Genomic DNA, 18,577 nt, shown 5'->3' on the forward strand with positions numbered 1-18,577 from the left:
TTAAAGTTAGCTTCAGAGCACAAAACACATGGCAACACATGGAACAGGTACTACAAAAAGATTAACCCGCAGAATAGCCTCAACTGGGACAGGCACTGGATATTCCCTTGTTATAGCGTGTACGTGGATCTGTGTGACTTTAGTAAAGTAAAAAAATAACGTATGTGTGGAGTGGAATGCATTCGACTATGCGAAGCAACTACTCGTCAACAGAGACACGAGGTGTGACGTGAATATAAACAGCGGTAATTAAAAAAGCCCATAACAACTAAGTCTTCGTATTGCTCGCAGAGCCCAATATGAAGGCCATAAAAAAAACTTGCTAATCATAGCAAGCTTTTTTCATACGCCCCTCAAATCTAATCTTCATCGTTAAGATCAGGTATAAAATTGATTACCACTTTTTTAGTCATATAGCTTCGAGGTTTTTTATTTGGTCTTTTAGTCCTTTTCTATATTTATATAATTTGAAAAATTTCGTTTCACTGGCTTTATACATAAAAAATACTAGTGAAACATCTAAAGCTAAACAAACAGACCAATTGAGGTTGATATACTTCAATTCCTCTCTAATCAGAGGAATGAAGCATAAAAGCATCAGTGTTAGATAATTAACCATTTTTAGGGTTTCTACATTTATTCATGCTTGGTTCAGGCTAAATCTACTCTGGCTGAATAGTAGCCTATGGGCTTGTGTGACGTTTTCTTTTTTGTATTCGATTTTAGCTAGAAAATATTTGTTCATGATACTATGAAATTAGGGTTGGAAGAAAATTGTAGTTTTAATGTATCGAGGAAGTAGTTTTTTTCCACTTCGGTGGCGAACTGCAAGAATATGTTCAAGTTGCCACATGGTCGCTTGGAATGTCCATTGTAGGTTTTTATGCCTGAGAATTCCATCTTCTTGATGTTGCGGAAAAGGGTTTCTGAAGATATAATGCTGAGGTGTGGCAAGATATTGAAGAGCCTTTTTTGCATATTAAAAATTAAGCTTTGATATACGCTGTAATATAAATTATTTGATGCTTTGTCTAAATTCAAAATGTGATTTTTTGGCAATTGAATAATTTTTTATGAATCGACCTCAACGAGACTATCATCAAAATAATGGTGCTCAGCGTCATGCTGATCAGAAAATGAAAGCTAATTGGAAAGCGGCTCAATTGCGAAGAAAAGACAGGCCGGATTCCAGTTTCGAAAATTCAAACAGTGATATGAGTATCGCTCAACTTCATGCGGATATAGATGCGATGAAGTCCAGCGAGCGATTTCAAATATGGAACACTCCCCCTGATCAAATGCCGTTGCAAAAGAAAGATGATACAGGAGAGGCTGTCAATCATGGAACTTCTTCAAAGCCTAATAACACAGGCTTGCCGGATAAGCTTAAGACTGGGGTGGAGAACCTTTCGGGCTATTCGATGGACGATGTCAAGGTGCATTATAATTCGGACATGCCTGCGCAGCTACAAGCCCATGCTTATGCTCAAGGCTCTGATATTCACTTAGCTTCGGGACAAGAAAAACACTTGCCTCATGAAGCTTGGCATGTTGTTCAGCAAAAGCAAGGAAGGGTGAAGCCAACAAAGCAGATGAAAGGTAAAGTGAATGTCAATGATGATGAGGGGTTGGAGAAGGAGGCTGATGTGATGGGGGGTAAGGCACTACAAATGAGGGGGAAAAATGACAAGCAACAAGAACTTGAACTTGTTGGAAGCAGACAAAAAAACTCATCATCTCAAACTCTTCAAGGACAGTTTATTACTGTCCGTCCGATGATAGAACAGGCTGAGTCTCCTGGGCAAGAGATCGCACTACTACTGAAAAAAGTTAAAAAAGACCTGACAAAGTTTGATCATCCAGAACATGTTGAAGCTTTATTGAATAATGAAGATTTAGAACAATATATCAATAACATGTATGAGAGTAGTATTGACCATGGTATTTTTGATTTGGCACATGATCAGGAATTAGCTCTTTTTTATTATAGGCTGCAACGAGAAGTCAACCCGACAAAGCAAAGCCGAGAAGATGAAAAAATAGCAAATCAGGATAAAAAGAAAGAAAGTGACGACTGGATTAAATTCAAGGACGAAGTCATCATTAATAATGAAGAAGTTTTACCCATTTTCAAACAGGTTATTTTAGGGACAGGGGCAAGTGCTGTTTATTATCTTTTAAGTGCTTTTCAATCTATGGACCTTCGGAATTCTGCATTGATCGGAAATCTTCAACCTTGGGCAGGAGAAAGAGGCAAAAAAGGAGTGATAAACCATCCGATGAATATGATTGCTCCAGACTATCAGGGAGGTCAATTATATGGACCTGATGGACTTGCTGAACGCGAAGCCTTTTCTGAAGAATTAAAAGACATCTTAGAAACCATGCCATTGTTTGAAAGAAATATACAAAGTGTGGTCAAAAAAGGAGACACTACTAAATACTATCTCATCACCACAAATGACGGCACTTTTGCAGCACAAAAAGTGGTCGCAGCCATGGGGATTGGCAAGCACAAAAATCCTGGAGGAATTACTGGGGAGGGACAAACAGAAAAGCAAATCAATCGTGTCATGAACATGGATGAGTTTAAAGTCGCACAAGAAGAAGGCAAGCTTCCAAAAGATGAAATTAAGTCTATAGTCGTTGTAGGTCCAAATGCTGCAATTGATGTAATGTCCACAGCAATTCGTGAGGGATATGAGGAGCTCACTTGGATTATTGGCAGCGGAGAAAAAAGAAGGCCCGCTTTTCTAAAAGGTACTGATAACGAGTTTGTTGAATCGAGGTATGACGAAGTTTTAGAAAATTCAGAAGATGAAAGTAAGCTGATTAAAACCTATAATGGAATCACAGTAATCAAACACGATTATTTAACAGCTTCAATTGGTCAAAAAAGTGTGAATGTCGGTTATGGTACACGGGCTAGCAGACAAAACGAAGCTAATGAAGTTGGAACAGCTCAAGGGCATATTATGGTACATGGCACAGGGCCTGATGTGGGTGCAATGCAGAGAATATTCCCTGATATCGAGAATGCGAACAACCTTGAAGCTATTTATGATAAAAATCAACGTTTTAATTACGATCCAGTCTCACCTAGACTTACTGAAGGAAAAATAAATATTGCTCAGAAAGAAGAATTCGGAGATAAAACAACTGTTCAAAAAATTGAAAATATTATTGGCTCTATCCGTGAATTAGAACGTCCATCTAATGAATCAATGCCTAAAAAACTGCCTCAGGTATTAGGTCTTCAAGCAAAAAAAGACCCGAATGACGAAACTGATAATACATCTCTAGAATTTATCGGTGGTATGGCTTCCCGCTTAGCAGGTGAAAATCGTATGAAATATACCTATATCAGTGAATCTTTTAAGGAAATGAAAAAAACGGCACCTAATGAACTACTGGATGAATTGGCAGAAGAAGTTATTGAAGAGCAGAGTTTAGTTAAGGATTTTCACGAAAAGCTAAATACATTCCTAATATTGGGAGAAGAATTTTCTTCAAAATTAGAAGCTGCACAGAATATCCAAAAAGTAAGTGAACTCAAAAGTGATTATAATAACTTTCACAAAGCACTTATCGACTGTTATAAAGCAAATAATGATTTACGAAGAGCTATTATCAATAAAAAAGACCTTTCTAAAAACTATTTTGGTATTTTATCCACGATGTTTACACAGACGAAAAATATTTTTGACACTCTTAAAGAGTATTATGATATGGTGAAAACAGATAATTATGGTGGCCGTATCACTTCTCACATGGGGGGGGCTGTTTATAGTTTGCCTAAAAATGTTGTATTGAATGATCAATTAACTTCTTCAAGAAGTATGATTGAAGCTTCCGAAAATAATATGCCTTTTTATGTGGAGCAAGGTGTTAACTTTATTACCAGTGATGCGACTATTATTGCAGCTCACATGGCAAGTGGTTTTACAAAAATCCCACCAGTCCTTGCTGATTATGTCACTAACTTGATCATATGGGAGCGAAGGCACTTGCCTCTTAACGAAGCACCGCTTCCACGGCCTAATTCGAAGGAGCCTGATTCTACTTTCAACTTAAAGCAACAACAGGGTTTCCAAGAAAAATGGGTGCAAAAATTATCAGAACTAAATAATATTTTTTAAAATACTAATAAGTTAAGTATGTAAAGGATAAATGAGAAATTAAATGCTAATAGGTGTTTTTTATAAGATTAGCTTGAGTTGGGAAATATCTATTAGCATTTTATTCTAAGTTTATAATAAGATCGTTATGTATTTTTTTTCATAGAGGAGTTTTTTTCTAATTAAATGATTTTTTAAAGAGTAGTAGTTTTTTAAGTTTAGAGGTGGCTTTGATGAAAATGATTTAGGGTAAGTTCTAGCGTGCCACAAGAAATCTTTGTGTTATAATAAATAATCTTGCAGGATTGTAGTATTTTCTCCAAGCGTTAGAGTTTGACAAATCTAAATATTACAGCTTAACGCCCCTTAATCAAGTCTATGATTTTGCGATAGACTTTTACACTTTGCTTCTCTTTTACTATCAGCTTTTGTTTGTGATACTTTTTTTCAATTGTTTAGAATTTTCTAAAGTAGATTTTTATGCTCGAATATGAGTGGTTTTTAACATTATACAGTTTTGTAAATTTACTGAAAAATTCAATTTTATATAGTTTTACCATTATGTATCAATGATGCTTGCATCATTGATACATAATTTGAGAATTTTTATAGGGTTAATATAATACAATTTTTGAATGCTAGTGTTTGGGGAAAAATATTTCATTTTATATCACGGGGTAATATAGTATTGTTTTTGAAAGGGGATGACATTTTTGTAGTTGTTTTAATAGCTTTATGGCTGATGTGAATTCATAATGGGTATTATTTTGTCTTTTTTAGACTTAGATTAATGAGAGGGGGAATTATTAATGTATCGTCTCAAAAGATGTGATAATCATTGAGTTTTCGATTTGAAGAGCTTTCTAAGGCAATTTTTGCAATTTATATTGATTAATCTGTATATAGGTGATGTTTTTTTCTGTTTTTTAGAAAATATGTGTTTAAAGACTTGTAGTGCTGATATGAAGAGCTTTCCCTGCTAAAGTTTCTGTTTGATTTCCATTGCAAATGATTATTTGTTTAAATAATGGATTGAATATTACATGCGAGTAGTGTCGAAAATGAAATTTTTCGCATCCCTCATCTCACATTTATATGGCTTGCCTGTTCGGTAATTGTTATTTAGATATAAAAACAAGTAAATCTTTCATTTATTCAATATAAATCTAAAATTAGATTTTTAAGAGATATAAATATTCCGCTTTAATATGGTATATGAAGTGCTTAGATATTTTATGCGAAGCATAAAGGAAAATATTCTTGGTAATGGGCATGGCCCGGATATTAAATGGATAACACTTGATTCCAAACAGCCATTGATGCCTGAGTCAGTCAATATAGCAGTATTCGGTTCGAAGGAAGCTAGACAGATCCAAGGAATAGATTCATTTACACCTCAGGGAGAAGAAACCAAGGGAATCAAGACGAAACCGCCTTTGAAATTGTCGCTTGATGTTCTTATTCTGTTTAATCTTAAAGATTATGAATCAGCCTTTCTCTGCTATGTTCAGGTGATCGGATTTCTTTATAATCACAATACCTTCACCATGCGATACAATGGAGCAGAGTACTCATTGAGCATACTCCCTTCGCAGTTTTTGGATCGTGATGAGATTGATATTTGGAGTGCCTTTCATGTCCCGGGGATACCCATTCTCAGATATGAAATAAAGTATGTGCTTATCAGTGGTGATATAAAGGTACTACCGATGGTCAAATCAACTGCTGTTGACAGCACAGTGTCAGAAGATGATATATTGCCGGTATCTGTAATATATACTATCAAAGAGCCGATCATCAATGAGCTGAACTCATTGATTCAGAATATTGAAAAAATTCATCAGGAGTGGGGAGTGTTAGGAATCTTGGAAGGAATGAGAAAGCGTAAGCTGATTAAGCATTATAATGAAGTACAGAAGGAGATATATTCGATATTAACTCTTCATTGGGGCTATATATTTCTCTTTTCTCTTATAAATCGAGTTTTGACAGAGCAAAGAAACAAGATAAAAGAAAGCAGAGGGCTTGACAAAGAAGTTCTTCATGGTTTTATAAAGTCGCTTGAATATGTAAAGACATTATTCTGTAAGCATATCATCACAGGGACTTCGTATGTCAATGTGTGTAGCCCTTTTAATGATCGGATTTCACTCCTGCACCATCAAGAAATGACTATGACAGAATTGTCAAAATCAGATATGATGATCCCTTCGCAGTACATTCTTAAAGCCTGGCAGATGAATGATATGATGATCAAGTTAAAAAAGACCTTGGTGCAAATTATAGACGGGCAAGTATTTGAATCCGAAAGCTTTTGGAAGCAGGCGGGCTCTAAGCTAATAGAGAGACTTTCATGGATAGAGGATAGGTTTTCCAATAAGCTTAAAGAACTTCAAAAGGTTTATTCTCTACAGCAACGGAAAGAAAAAATAATATACCAAATCAGAGAGTTTGATAAGGTGAGTCAGGAAACTGTGAAGCAAGTAACTGCATTGTCAGAAAATGTCAAACCGACTAATGATAAGGAATTCGAAGAAATCATCTACGGCTCAGATAAAAATCTGTTGGGTCTGCTGACCCATTTTATACATAAGACTATTTCATTATAATATTTTCAAAAATTATTTATGAGTACATTTAAAACTCCAGGCGTTTACGTCAAAGAAGAAAATGCATTTGGCTCTAGTATCATAGCTAATGCTACAGCTATTCCAGTGATACTAGGCTTTACTGAAAAAGCAACTTATCCAAATGGAGAGGATTTACCAAATGTTCCAGAATCTGATACTGTGAAAATCCCAGTGATGATCAATAGTACCTTAGAGTATCAACAATACTTCGGTGGCCCAGATACTACAGGAACGATTGAAATAACTCAAAATGAGGCAGGTAGTCAGTTTTATTATACAGCCCAAAACATGAGAGGTGGCAAAGAATACATTCCTGCTTATACTCAACCATCTGTGGCTACTTTCTTTGAGAATGGAGGTGGTTCATGTTATGTGGTATCTTTAGGTAGTTATGATAAGTTTGATAATGTCGCCAGTGGTGTGGATAAAGTTGGCGTGACTAAAGCTATTGAACTAGCTGAAAAAGCGACACTGATCTTGCCTACTGACCTTATTCGTTATGGAGAAAATAATTACTATAACTGGTGCAATCAGTTCATGGAATATTGTGGTGAAGAAAAGAGACTGTTTTGTATTTTCGATGTAGTAGATAAAGGTGAAAGTACTACGTTTAGCTCTGAAGCACTTAATCAGTATCGTAGTCAAGTAACTAATGAAAATTCTAAGTATGCCGCTGCGTATTATCCTTATATGAAAACTTTAAGGCCTTATGCTTTTAAGAATGATTTATCGAATGTGACATATAATGGAACTTTTGTTAATGCTGGAAATACCTCAGATGGAGAAACTCATTTTAAAGGTGAGGTAATAGAAGAAAAGAATGGTGAAAAAGTTATTACTTTTGAGTACGTTAATAAAAAAATAAAAAAAGTACCATATATAACATTAAAAGAAGGGACTGCCATAAATTTTGATCTTGATGACGAAAAACTAACTATAACATGTCCAGATAAAACAACTTCAGATCAACTTAATAAAAAGTTTCTTAGTGTAAACCCTATAGCATCACCTTGGGTAGAAGTGAAGTTTTTGGAGGAAATTCTTTTTACTGATCCTGATGCTAATCCAATTACTTATTCTACCAATTCATTCCAATTAGGTGCATGGAAAACAAAAAAAGGGAATGAAGATAATGTAGGTTTTCCATTAATCGCTACTTGTTCAAGATATGAGTTTAAATCTCTAGATAAAACTTTGAGCTATATTAATGGTCCATTGAAGTTAAATTTAAAGCTCGACTCTAAAGTTTCAGCTATTAAGTTAGAATGGGATGAGACAGGAGGAATAACTATCACTTATCCTAGTAAAATAAATGATGCGGATGGTAAATCTCAGAATTTAAATTTTCAAACCTTAGTAAATGAATTAAATTTATATTACTCGAATCTAATTCAATTTCAAGTTAATCCATTAATTTCTCCAACTTTAGAAACGTCAGCTTATCCAGAGGGTGATATTTCATTAGACCCTTTTAATAATGATAACGCCCAAATCCAAAAAGTAAGAAACTTCTTGGCTACCAACTATATGAACCTTCCATCCTCGCCATTTATGGCAGGAATCTATAGTCGTGTAGATAACTCTAATGGAGTGTGGACACCTCCTGCTAATATCGCGCCTATAGGAGTGCGTGGCCCGTTGGTTGAGGTTTCCTCTAGACAGCAAAAAGATATGAATGTCAATGCCGAATCGGGCAAATCTATCAATGCGATTCGTAGTTTTACTGGTAAAGGGACATTGGTATGGGGCGCAAGAACCAACGATGGTAACAGTTTGGACTGGCGATATATCAATGTATGCCGTTTGTTCATCGCTATGGAGACAGATATCAGCAAGTCACTGGAAGCATTTGTCTTTAAGCCTAACGTTCATAACACTTGGGTAGAGGTTAAGACGATGATCGAAAGTTATTTGTTCAATTTGTATAGCGATGGAGCTTTTGCGGGTACAACTCCAGCTAGTAGTTATCAAGTGCAAATAGGACTTGGAGAGACCATGACAGATGAAGATATTCTTAATGGTATCATGAAAGCTTCGATCAGAGTGGCTCCAGTAAGACCTGCAGAGTTTATTGAATTGACCTTCTCACAGATGATTGGAAGTTAATGATTATATTTTTATAGCTTAAATAGAGCACTTACAGTTATGGATAATATTTTAATTTCATATATCTGATTTAAAATTTAAGCTTGTAATTCAAACTATAATTATACTTCACTTCAAAATAAATGAGTGTATAACCCTAGTAGGCCAATTTATTTTCTTTTATGCCTCTTTGAGGAGGGTGAAGAGAGAGGGTTTTATTAAATCATTTTTCTTTTTGAAGGATGCTAGTCTACTCTTGTTTACACTCAAAATAAATTAATTCAAAATATTTAAAAAAATATAATATCATGGCAGATGCGCAAAGTGATATCACCGAAAAGTATCCAGTATTATCATATAGATATAAAGCAGTAATTGGAGATAAAGACACATTGTTTTTCAGTGAAGTGTCAGGGCTTAAGCTTTCTTTTGAAAGTGCGGAATATAAGGAGGCTACTGATCAGGGGATAAAGATTTATCAAGTACCAGCACAATTGTCTACTCCAGAAATCACTATGAAAAAAGGAATGTTCAATGGAGATACAGCCTTATTTGATTGGTTTAACTCGACACATTCGGATAAATTTTCAAAGCAGGAAGTGGTCATTTCTCAATTGGATAATGAAAACAAAGCGATTATGGTATGGACGATAACGAATGCCTTTCCTACAAGTTTCGAGGGACCTACTTTAGATGCCAAGTCTAATGAAGTGGCTTTTGAATCTGTTACTCTCAAAGGCTTAACATTAACTATGGCTAAAGCTTAATTAGGTTATATAAAATTAGAATGGCTTTTCATATGAAAGGTCATTCTAAATGAAGATTATTTATATGAGTAATTCAACTAAAAGTTATCATCAGGAGTCACATCCACTGTTGCAGTATCAATTTCTTATCAAATATACTAGTAAAAAAGGGGAGGTAGTATTAAATGCTCAAAGTGTATCAGGGCTTGGCTTTAGTATGGAGCAAGAAGGTGTAGATTCAACTAATGGTATATTAAGAGTACCTAAAGGCATACAATATGAAAAATTAAAAATCGAAAAGGCATTATTTTCAGAGACTAATTACAAAGGGCTTTTGAAAGACCCCTATGAATTATTTAGAAATATGTACATACAAAGAGATAAATCTGATGTATATATCTATTTAAGAAATTCACTAATGGATATACAACAAAGTTGGGTGGTGAAGGGAGCATATCCTGTTAGTTGGAAGATATCTGATTTGAATAGTAGATCAAGTGAGGTGATAATTACGAGTATAGAGTTTGATTATTACAAACTCATACGAGTAAAATAGATATTATAAGTAATCGATCAAAATAAGCGTTCTATTTCCAAGTAATATTTAAATCTAAAAATAGCAAAATCTTCTTTTTAAAGAGAATACAAAGGAGAATGATTGAGAAAGACATTAAAGTAAATAGTAAGATTAATACAAGCATCCAATTTCTCATGACTTAAACATAAAATATCATATGCCGAAATTAGAAGTATTAAAAATATATTCTTATGAAGACTCTAAGAGGTCTAAGCAGATGGGATCGTTTGAATGTGAGATAAATCCCGAAAGCTTTAATGTATATCAAGAAAATCTCTACTCTTCAGTAAATACTATCAATGCAAGCTTGCCTCATACAGCTTTTAATTCAGGAGGAAAAAGTACTATAAAAGCTACTATAATATTAGAAGCGTCAGGATTGATGACGATTAATGAGAATAGTGCTCAAACAGTTAATGATCAGATTACGGATTTGAAAAAAAATACGGTTGATTTTAGCGGTAAGATTCATCAACCTCCTTTTTTAAAATTAGTATGGGGTACGTTGTCTGTATTTTATTGCAGAGCAACAAATATTAAGATTGACTATCAAAAATTTGACGAAGATGGAGTTCCACTTATCGCCCAGGCAGAACTTGATTTTGTAGAAGATGAAGATTTTGGAACTCAACAGAAAAAAAACAACAAACAATCTCCAGATCTCTACCATGTCCATCGGGTGGAAGAGAGCCAATCTTTAGCCTATATTTCCTATTTATACTATAACAATGTGGATCATATTCAGCTGATTGCACAGGCCAATGAACTTGACAATTTATATGCCTGTAAGCCAGGGGATGAACTACTTATTCCACCCTTAAACCCACTTCAATCATGAATCAGGCTATAACCGTTACTTTAACAGGTAAGAAACAAAAAGATGTGGGTGATGCACTCATTCATTTAAAAACAGAACATCAGGTCAATCAGGTTCCCTTTGCTGAGCTAACCATGGTCACTGGGAATTTTCCTAATACAGATTATCCCTTATTCTCTGAAGATGACTATAAAATTGGAAAGGAGCTGGCCATTAGTATACGGTATGAAGGACAGAAAGAAATTGATCACAAAATATTTAAAGGGATCATAACTCAAAGAGCTTTTGAGTCTGTTGAAGAAGTTCCTGCTATCAAACTAAAAGTAGAAGATCCTTCTTTCAGACTTAAAAATCAGGCGGGTGTTTATTTCTATCAGAAGAAAAACGGTTTGGAAATCATTAAAAAGAGACTCAATGACTGTAAAGGGCTAAGTGTGGGAAAGACGAATAGCCGTTTGAATCAACCTAAATATGAGCAGAAGATTAGCCTTAACCAAACAGCTTGGGAAGAAATAGGAATGACGCTTCAGTCCTGCGGATTGGTTATGGCTTGGCAGGATGGAAAACTTAGTGTTTTAGATTATTCGGATACTTCCTCTACTTATAAACTGACTATTGATCAGGATGAAATCGTGGATATTTCCTTGAATCAAAAAGCCAATCATCTTTCCAAAGAAGCTCAAGTGTCCTATTGGGATCCGAAGAATAATAAGATCAAAGAAAAGAAGGAAAAAAGTATCCCTTTGGCCTCTGATGTTGATGCGCCAAAAATGGAAACGAATACCCTTGATCTCACAGAGATTGCTGAAGCCGAACATGCCTTACAATCTTTTTTGCTACAACAAAAAATGATGGCATGGGAAGGGGGAGTTACCGTTATTGGAGATGCTAGTGTGAATCTGATGCAATCTCTTCAGTTGCTTAAAGTACCAAAAGGTTACGAAGAGAAGATTCCTATCACTAAGGTGACACATTATATTGAAAAAGGCGTATGGTATACCCAAATAGGAGTGGGGATGCAATCGGAAGACTTTTTTGAGGAAAAATCTACTGAATTTGATATGCAATTAGGGGAGGTCCAAAGTTTACAAAAAGATCCCCAAGGTCTTGGACGTATACCGATTAAGATTGCTGCTTTTGGCAAAGAGACTTTTTGGGCTTTCTTAGGTCAGCTGTCCGCAGGTTCTTCTCAGAGTTATTTCAGAATTCCTCAAAAAGGAGAAACCGTTTGTGTGGCTTTTTTGCATGGTAGTTTGAGCCAGGGAATTATCTTAACTTCTTCCTATTTGGGAAATAAAAATCCTCCTAGTCCCTTTAAGCTATCGAGTGATACACCAATGGGCTTTTTATCTGAAGGGAAATTACAAATCCTCTTTGAAGATAAAAAACATTCTATAAAAATGCATACGCCAGATAACCATCAGGTGATTTTGGGAAAAAGCGAAGGCGTAAAAGTCGAAAGTAAAGGAGGGATAGATCTTAATAGCAGCAAAAAAATGTCCCTCAAGGCTTCTGGAGGAAATATTGACTTAAAAGGGCGTTCCATTAATTTAAATTAAACCATCATGAGTAGAGCAGCAGCAGTAAAGAAAAATGACACCTTTAAATCTTCAACCGATTTGCATTTGGTACAAATTCCTATGCCCTTTGTGGGCATGGTAACCCTTCCTTTGCCTCATACTTTTCATGGTAAATTTACTCAGGGCCTAAGCACAAATGTAAAAGTAGAAGGAAAACCCGCAGCTAAACAGTTTAGCGGAGGAAAGAATGATCCCAAACATGTGGCTAAAGGAATCAAATTTATGGTTAATCCGACGAACAAAGGAAATGTAATGCTGGCGAGTAAGAAGGTGAAAATTAATCATTTTGGAGCGGTTAATATTAAACATAAGGTATTCACTTGTAATGATCCAGCTCCATTACCCATGGGCAAGATTAAAGGGAAATCATCTGTAAATCTATCTTAATCTTTGAAGCAAAATGAATCCAAAATTAAAAATAAGGAGACCGAGTCTTAATCCCATTGATAATAACGACCCTAGTTTTGATGAAAGCGGAGAGTATGCCCGATCAGGTTGGCCCTTCTTACCAACCTTTCAGAATCAAGGAAGCCAAATTAGTGACCTAAGTTATAAAAAAGATATCGAAGAAAGCTTATTGATATTGTTTACCACTCTTCCAGGAGAAAGGATTGCTCACCCCCTTTATGGTTGTGACCTTTGGCAATATATGTTTAAACCGATTAATAACTCATTAATCACCAGTATGCAGAATACCATTGAGCAATCTATCATTCTATTCGAACCAAGAATTAATTTATTAGAAGTAAAAGTTAGTGCAGACAGTTTAGAACCCTATATTTTAAGGATAGAACTAGCCTATAGCTTGAGAACAGAAAGCTCTAGATTTAATTTGACCCTTCCATTTTACATCATGGAGGGAGTCGCCTAAAAAATATACATTCATCCACCAATTTAAATTAGTCTTAAAGCTTTCAAATGGTAGAATCCAATATCATAAAAAGTCATCAATGGTTACGTCAGGGGCTAAATGCTGATAATAATCCTCTGTCTGAGTATCTTTCCTTAGACTATTTTAAAGCTGAACCACGAACTACTTATGATTGGTTGGTATTAGTCAGAAAACTAACTCAAAGCTCGAATTTATCAAGTCAGTGGGGAGATCTCTTGCCTAATAATATATCAATAGACGTACTGACTGCCTATATAGATAACCCTGTAGCCCTCAGAAATAGTGGGAAATTATCCAATGATGAAATTTCAGAACTCCAGCAGCCTCAACGAGTAGTCTTTTTTTACTTTCTGAAAAAGCTTAAGGCCTTTCAGTTAGAAAATAGCCACCTAATCGAACATATTAATTTACTGATAGCCCAAGAGCTGTTTAGGATACCAAAGCTCCCTGCCGTTCCTGATCAAGGTATATTGGTGATTTCTAGTTCTACGGATGAACTCCTTCCTCTTTACATACCCGAAGGAAACCCAATTCAGGCTATCGTTCCTAATGAGGAAAATCCCAGATACTATCAGGCCAAAAACACTCAGGTGACCTATATGGCTCAGGCGTCTCAATGGATTAAACTGGAAAGAAAAAATAAGTTGATGATGCTAACCAAAGAGCGGATTCAAGCCCCTTTTCTCAATCAAACGCTCTTGCCTGAAATGATTAAAGAGGGTAAAGCCATACAAAAAAAGAACGTAGATTTTAGCCCAGCTTTCATTATTGCCTCTGATCAATTATTCATGGAAGAAGGGATCCGAAAAATCATTTTAACTCTGCATTTCAAAGAAGATGTACATACTGATTTTGACTTCTGGATTAGTACTGAATTGGAATGGCGACCATTAAATGGAGATCAATTTGAACAGGTAAAATTGTGTAAAGGAAGTAAAAATCAGTTTACCTTTACTTTAAATTCCGAATTTCCCCCAATCCAAGTTCTTAATGATGATTCCTTATCTGAAGAAGAACTATTGGCGACACAAAAGATGCCTTGTCTAAAAATTCAGTCGAGAGACCTGAGTCCTTTTGAAGTTGAAAAATTCACTATTCAAACGCAAGTTACGGGATTAAGACCCAATTGGATCAGAAACCAAGATGAAGTACTTGACCCCACTGATAATTTTCTGCCTTTTGGCTCCGATGCTCCTGTAGGTGCTTTATTTACTTTTTCAGATCCAGAGCTCATTAATCGCCCTTTAAAAACTATGCGATTAACGCCTAATTGGATAGGCAAACCTGAAGATATCACCAACTACTATAAAGCTTATCATAAATCAGAATCAGATTTTAAAGTTAATATCTATTCCAAAAGCCAACCCAAACTAAATCCTAAGGAATTACTTCCTGAGCAACAAACACTAGATCAGGCTTTGTTTAAACCTCAGCTTGTCTTTCAACCGGCTTTACAGTATAAAGAAGAACATATCCCTCATTTATTTCCAAAAGAGGATGAGGAAATAGAAGGTGATATTGACCCTTTAAATAAGCAAGCATGTTTTCAGTTGGAGCTAAGCCCTGTGGATTTTGGTCAATCGGACTATGCTTTGCTCATGGCTAATTATTCAATTGAACTCAATGCAAAGTTTTTAAGTAACAATACTGAGCCCGAGAGCATTGATCCTGTTAACCTTCCTTACACTCCTCAATGGAGCTTTTTATTGATAGATTATCTTAGTGAACCCCAGACTTGGTCTGGTGAAAATAATTCGGTACTAGGAGCCTATTTGAGTACCCCTATCATGAACCAAGCCTATACACCCTCTATGAAAGTTGATTTAGGTGATTTCCAACATGGGGGTTTATTAATTGGTCTGGATTCCATTAAGATAGGTGAGTACCTTAACTTTTATTTTTTTGGAGATATCAGAACCGATATAGATCAACCAGCATTGCCTCAATGGGCCTACCTGTCTGAAAATGGGTGGAAAGAAATTCATGATGAAGATTTATTCTCTGATACCACCTGTGGTTTAAAACAACCCGGTATTGTGACACTCATGGCTGATATGGAGATGGAAGATCAGGCAGAGAATACCCTTTATGCCTCAAAATATTGGTTCAGAGTAACCTTTCATCCTAAATCCTCTCATCAGCATTCAGAACCATTAGTTCCCTTAAATATTCAAGGAATTTATCCTAATGCAGTCCCTATGGTTCGAGATTTTGAAAAAGAAATTGAGCCTGTAATGAAAGACCTTCCAACTGACAGTACATTTTATTTAGAGGAAGATGAATTAGGATATGAATTCTCCTTACCTGTTCCTACTTACGGGGTCCTGCCTGAAGAAAGTCAGAAGGATTATTTTGTGAGAGTCTTTGCTCAAATGAGAAATAGAAAAAGAGCTCAAAGTTATCAGGACTTTGAAAATATTCTTATCGCTAATAACCGAAATCTGCAAATGGTTAAAGCCATTGGTTTAAATGAGGAGAATGAGATGGAGTTAGTAGCAAGTAAAAGGCCTTATAAACTATCCAGATTAATTCCTAAAAGACCTAACCTGTCCATCCATGAGTGTAAAACCATTGAAGAAGGGTTAAGCTCTGCCCTTTTTCCTTTCATTGGAGAAAAGAAATACTCTTTAAAAGTTAAAAATCCTGTTTTCAGACCTGTAGGCTATCAAGCAGTTATCTTATTGAATCCAGGATATAAAGAGCAGGCCGCTTTAAATCTATTTTACAAAGATTTCTCTCAATTTATTAACCCATGGTTACTTGATGCTACAAGTGTTCCTCTATTTGGATGTTGGATAGACTATGGCTCATTAATCAACTTTTTTCAACAGCAACCTTATATAAAAATGGTGATCTCAGTTGAACTAAGAATTTCATCAAAAAAAACATTAGAAGAAAATGAACCTATTTGGTATACACCCAACTTTCCTATTCCTTTTCAAGAAGATGAGGTCATGGTTCCCGCAGAATATAAGTATTGTCAGGTTGATTTTATAAAAGATATAAATGACTTGAATCAGGGTAGAATAGGAGAGATGAAGGTCAATAAAAATAATAAGAAAAATAATAAGGATAATACGAACCCATGGATAGTCAGCTAGAATTCTCTTTTGAAGATCAGGAATTTATGGAATTCCTCCCTCAAGCCAATGCGAATTACCAAAACCGTTGGGCAGACTTCAATACCCATGACCCTGGAGTCACAATTATTGAAGCTTTAAAATTTTCATTTGAAGATATGACTTATCGCTGGAATCAGCCCGTAGCTGATCTTTTAGAAAATGAGAAAGATGTAAATGCACTCAAAGGGTGGAGTCCAAATCTCTTGTTAACGCAATATGCCATCAGTAAAACAGATTACAGACGGCTTTTGGCCATAACCCCAGCTATACTAAACGCCGTTTGTCAACCTAAGAAAGCTGATCCTAGTAAAGGTAAACCTCAGTTACTCAAATTACTGATAGCTACAAACCCAGATACTCATTTGGACCATATTTCTTTAATGAAGTCTCTTTATCAAAAAAGGGCACTAGGGGTTTACTTTACCTGGAATGCTAAAAAACAATCCTTTTTTTATGAAAAGAAAGTGCCCATTGGCGTTAAGCTCAATGTTACCTTTAAAGCTGAGCAAGATAATGGGGTTAATCGAATCGTTCTTACAAAAGAAGTCGCTGACTTCCTTTTACCAATATTAGAAAAGGTAGATTATCGTCAGGTTTCAACTAATGGTTATACTCTTAATCAGATCTTTGAGGGGCCTTTTACCTCTACGGTGATTAATCCTGAAACGCTTAGCAAGCCTTGTTTCCGTAAGCAAATTATCATCGCGGAACTCTATGAAAAAATACAGGCTCTTCCATTTGTCATGCACATACTTAACATAGAGATGTGTATCGTTAAGAATGGAGCTGCTGATGGACCATACTCTTCTACAGTACTTCCTCTTGACAAGAAAGCTTTTACATGTTTAGGTCAACTAGAAATCAACGGAGCTCCAATCGATCTAGAGGACCTGGCGAATATTAATTCGCCATTAATAGAATCGAATTTCACTGAAAATACTCATTTAAGTGAATATATTGATGAAGTTAAAGATTATGAAAATGGGAAGCAGAAAATATATAATGGCCCCATAAGTATTGAAGGGAAATACCGAAACATTGGAGCATTCCGTTCATTACAACTTTCATTTCCTGAAAACTATGGAGTGGGGAAAAATTTAGATAAGGTAAGTAATGAAGATCAAAAAAAGGTTCTAGAAGACCGCTCTAAGGAGTTCAGAACATATTTAGCCTTTTTTGATCAGATTAGAGGAAATATTAATGCCCAAATGGGGCAATTCCCTGAAATCTTTTCTTACAAGAATTCATATTGTAAAAAGAAACCTCCTATCAAGATCTTTGATTTAACAGGACCTGACGATCCCGAGCGATCCTTTTATACAGATTTAGATTGGCCCAATCAGGAAGAAATTCCTAAGCCTTCAGAAGAAATGAATCGGAGCTTTAGGCAAAAGAGGTTGAACTACCTATTGGCTCAACAGGGCTTTGCCTTTCCGAATTTTAATCCCTTTCAGTTTAAAGAATATGATGAAAAGGAGCAGGTCATTCGGGTCAGTAAAGCTAAGGAAGATTTTCTCAAGTCACTTTGGGAAGAGCCCACACCCGTAAAGATAGGAGTAGAGGCAACCATCAATCCTATTTTCCAAAGTGCAATGATTCAATCTCTACAAAAACAGATCAAGATCTTATTATTTGGAACGGCTGAAGGAGATGAAAATAAGGTATTCATTTTTGAGCATATGTTTATCCAGTCTATTGAGCAAGAGAAGGATATGAGTATGGGTGTTTCTGTTCTCATTTTTGATGATCAATTATCAAAAGGAAAAAGGGTAGCAGATCAGCCTATGGCAGAAGTGATCATTAAAGAACTCATGCCCGCTTATTTTCATTTACACATTCAATGGAAAGCTTCTAATCAATATGAAAAATTCATCGAACTGATCAATCAGACCTATCCACCTTATCAAACCTTTTATTTCGGTGATCACATCAATAAAGAGAAAATGAAAAAGTTGAAAAATAAGTGGCTGAATATTAATGGTTTGAGTGCTGATAATTAAAAATGATAGA

Annotated in this window: 11 protein-coding genes; all 11 read left to right on the forward strand. The window is 35.6% G+C overall.

The features are described from left to right. The first annotated feature begins 1,073 nt into the window (after positions 1-1,073). The 11 genes from AABK36_RS10100 (at position 1,074) to AABK36_RS10150 (ending at position 18,567) form a co-directional block, all read left to right on the forward strand. Positions 1,074-4,139: an eCIS core domain-containing protein gene (locus AABK36_RS10100; protein ID WP_309939858.1), complete on the forward strand. Its 3,066-nt coding sequence runs from the start codon at positions 1,074-1,076 to the stop codon at positions 4,137-4,139. A 1,214-nt stretch (positions 4,140-5,353) separates the two neighbouring features. Then, positions 5,354-6,727 (forward strand): hypothetical protein, encoded by a 1,374-nt coding sequence (locus AABK36_RS10105; RefSeq protein WP_309939860.1) that lies wholly within the window; start codon positions 5,354-5,356, stop codon positions 6,725-6,727. Positions 6,728-6,745: 18 nt separating this feature from the next. Then, positions 6,746-8,854: a phage tail sheath family protein gene (locus AABK36_RS10110; RefSeq protein ID WP_309939861.1), complete on the forward strand. Its 2,109-nt coding sequence runs from the start codon at positions 6,746-6,748 to the stop codon at positions 8,852-8,854. Between the two features lie 287 nt (positions 8,855-9,141). Then, entirely contained in the window at positions 9,142-9,600 is a 459-nt protein-coding gene (locus tag AABK36_RS10115) for a phage tail protein (RefSeq protein ID WP_309939862.1), read from the forward strand. Between the two features lie 64 nt (positions 9,601-9,664). Then, on the forward strand, positions 9,665-10,135 hold the full coding sequence (locus tag AABK36_RS10120; RefSeq protein ID WP_338390324.1) for a phage tail protein: 471 nt from the start codon (positions 9,665-9,667) through the stop codon (positions 10,133-10,135). Positions 10,136-10,313: 178 nt separating this feature from the next. Then, a complete protein-coding gene (locus AABK36_RS10125; RefSeq protein ID WP_309939866.1) occupies positions 10,314-10,994 on the forward strand; it encodes a CIS tube protein in 681 nt (226 codons plus the stop codon). Then, positions 10,991-12,532 (forward strand): phage baseplate assembly protein V, encoded by a 1,542-nt coding sequence (locus AABK36_RS10130; protein ID WP_309939867.1) that lies wholly within the window; start codon positions 10,991-10,993, stop codon positions 12,530-12,532. The genes AABK36_RS10125 and AABK36_RS10130 overlap by 4 nt, the downstream gene beginning before the upstream one ends. A gap of 6 nt (positions 12,533-12,538) precedes the next feature. Beyond that, positions 12,539-12,940, forward strand: a complete 402-nt coding sequence (locus AABK36_RS10135; protein ID WP_309939868.1) for a PAAR domain-containing protein — start codon at positions 12,539-12,541, stop codon at positions 12,938-12,940. Positions 12,941-12,953: 13 nt separating this feature from the next. Then, entirely contained in the window at positions 12,954-13,424 is a 471-nt protein-coding gene (locus AABK36_RS10140) for a GPW/gp25 family protein (protein ID WP_309939869.1), read from the forward strand. A 47-nt stretch (positions 13,425-13,471) separates the two neighbouring features. Beyond that, positions 13,472-16,546 carry a hypothetical protein gene (locus AABK36_RS10145; protein ID WP_309939871.1) on the forward strand — a complete coding sequence of 1,025 codons (3,075 nt, stop codon included), beginning with the start codon at positions 13,472-13,474 and terminating at the stop codon, positions 16,544-16,546. Further along, entirely contained in the window at positions 16,531-18,567 is a 2,037-nt protein-coding gene (locus tag AABK36_RS10150; RefSeq protein ID WP_309939872.1) for a hypothetical protein, read from the forward strand. The genes AABK36_RS10145 and AABK36_RS10150 overlap by 16 nt, the downstream gene beginning before the upstream one ends. The last annotated feature ends 10 nt before the right edge of the window (positions 18,568-18,577 follow it).

Source organism: Aureibacter tunicatorum, from assembly GCF_036492635.1.
In the GTDB taxonomy this organism is placed as follows: domain Bacteria; phylum Bacteroidota; class Bacteroidia; order Cytophagales; family Cyclobacteriaceae; genus Aureibacter; species Aureibacter tunicatorum.

Coding starts and splice junctions, on each gene's coding strand:
- AABK36_RS10120 (WP_338390324.1), top strand. CDS start 9,665: ATGAGTAATTCAACTAAAAGTTATCATCAGGAGTCACATCCACTGTTG.
- AABK36_RS10150 (WP_309939872.1), top strand. CDS start 16,531: ATGGATAGTCAGCTAGAATTCTCTTTTGAAGATCAGGAATTTATGGAA.
- AABK36_RS10105 (WP_309939860.1), top strand. CDS start 5,354: ATGCGAAGCATAAAGGAAAATATTCTTGGTAATGGGCATGGCCCGGAT.
- AABK36_RS10115 (WP_309939862.1), top strand. CDS start 9,142: ATGGCAGATGCGCAAAGTGATATCACCGAAAAGTATCCAGTATTATCA.
- AABK36_RS10110 (WP_309939861.1), top strand. CDS start 6,746: ATGAGTACATTTAAAACTCCAGGCGTTTACGTCAAAGAAGAAAATGCA.
- AABK36_RS10135 (WP_309939868.1), top strand. CDS start 12,539: ATGAGTAGAGCAGCAGCAGTAAAGAAAAATGACACCTTTAAATCTTCA.
- AABK36_RS10140 (WP_309939869.1), top strand. CDS start 12,954: ATGAATCCAAAATTAAAAATAAGGAGACCGAGTCTTAATCCCATTGAT.
- AABK36_RS10145 (WP_309939871.1), top strand. CDS start 13,472: ATGGTAGAATCCAATATCATAAAAAGTCATCAATGGTTACGTCAGGGG.
- AABK36_RS10130 (WP_309939867.1), top strand. CDS start 10,991: ATGAATCAGGCTATAACCGTTACTTTAACAGGTAAGAAACAAAAAGAT.
- AABK36_RS10125 (WP_309939866.1), top strand. CDS start 10,314: ATGCCGAAATTAGAAGTATTAAAAATATATTCTTATGAAGACTCTAAG.
- AABK36_RS10100 (WP_309939858.1), top strand. CDS start 1,074: ATGAATCGACCTCAACGAGACTATCATCAAAATAATGGTGCTCAGCGT.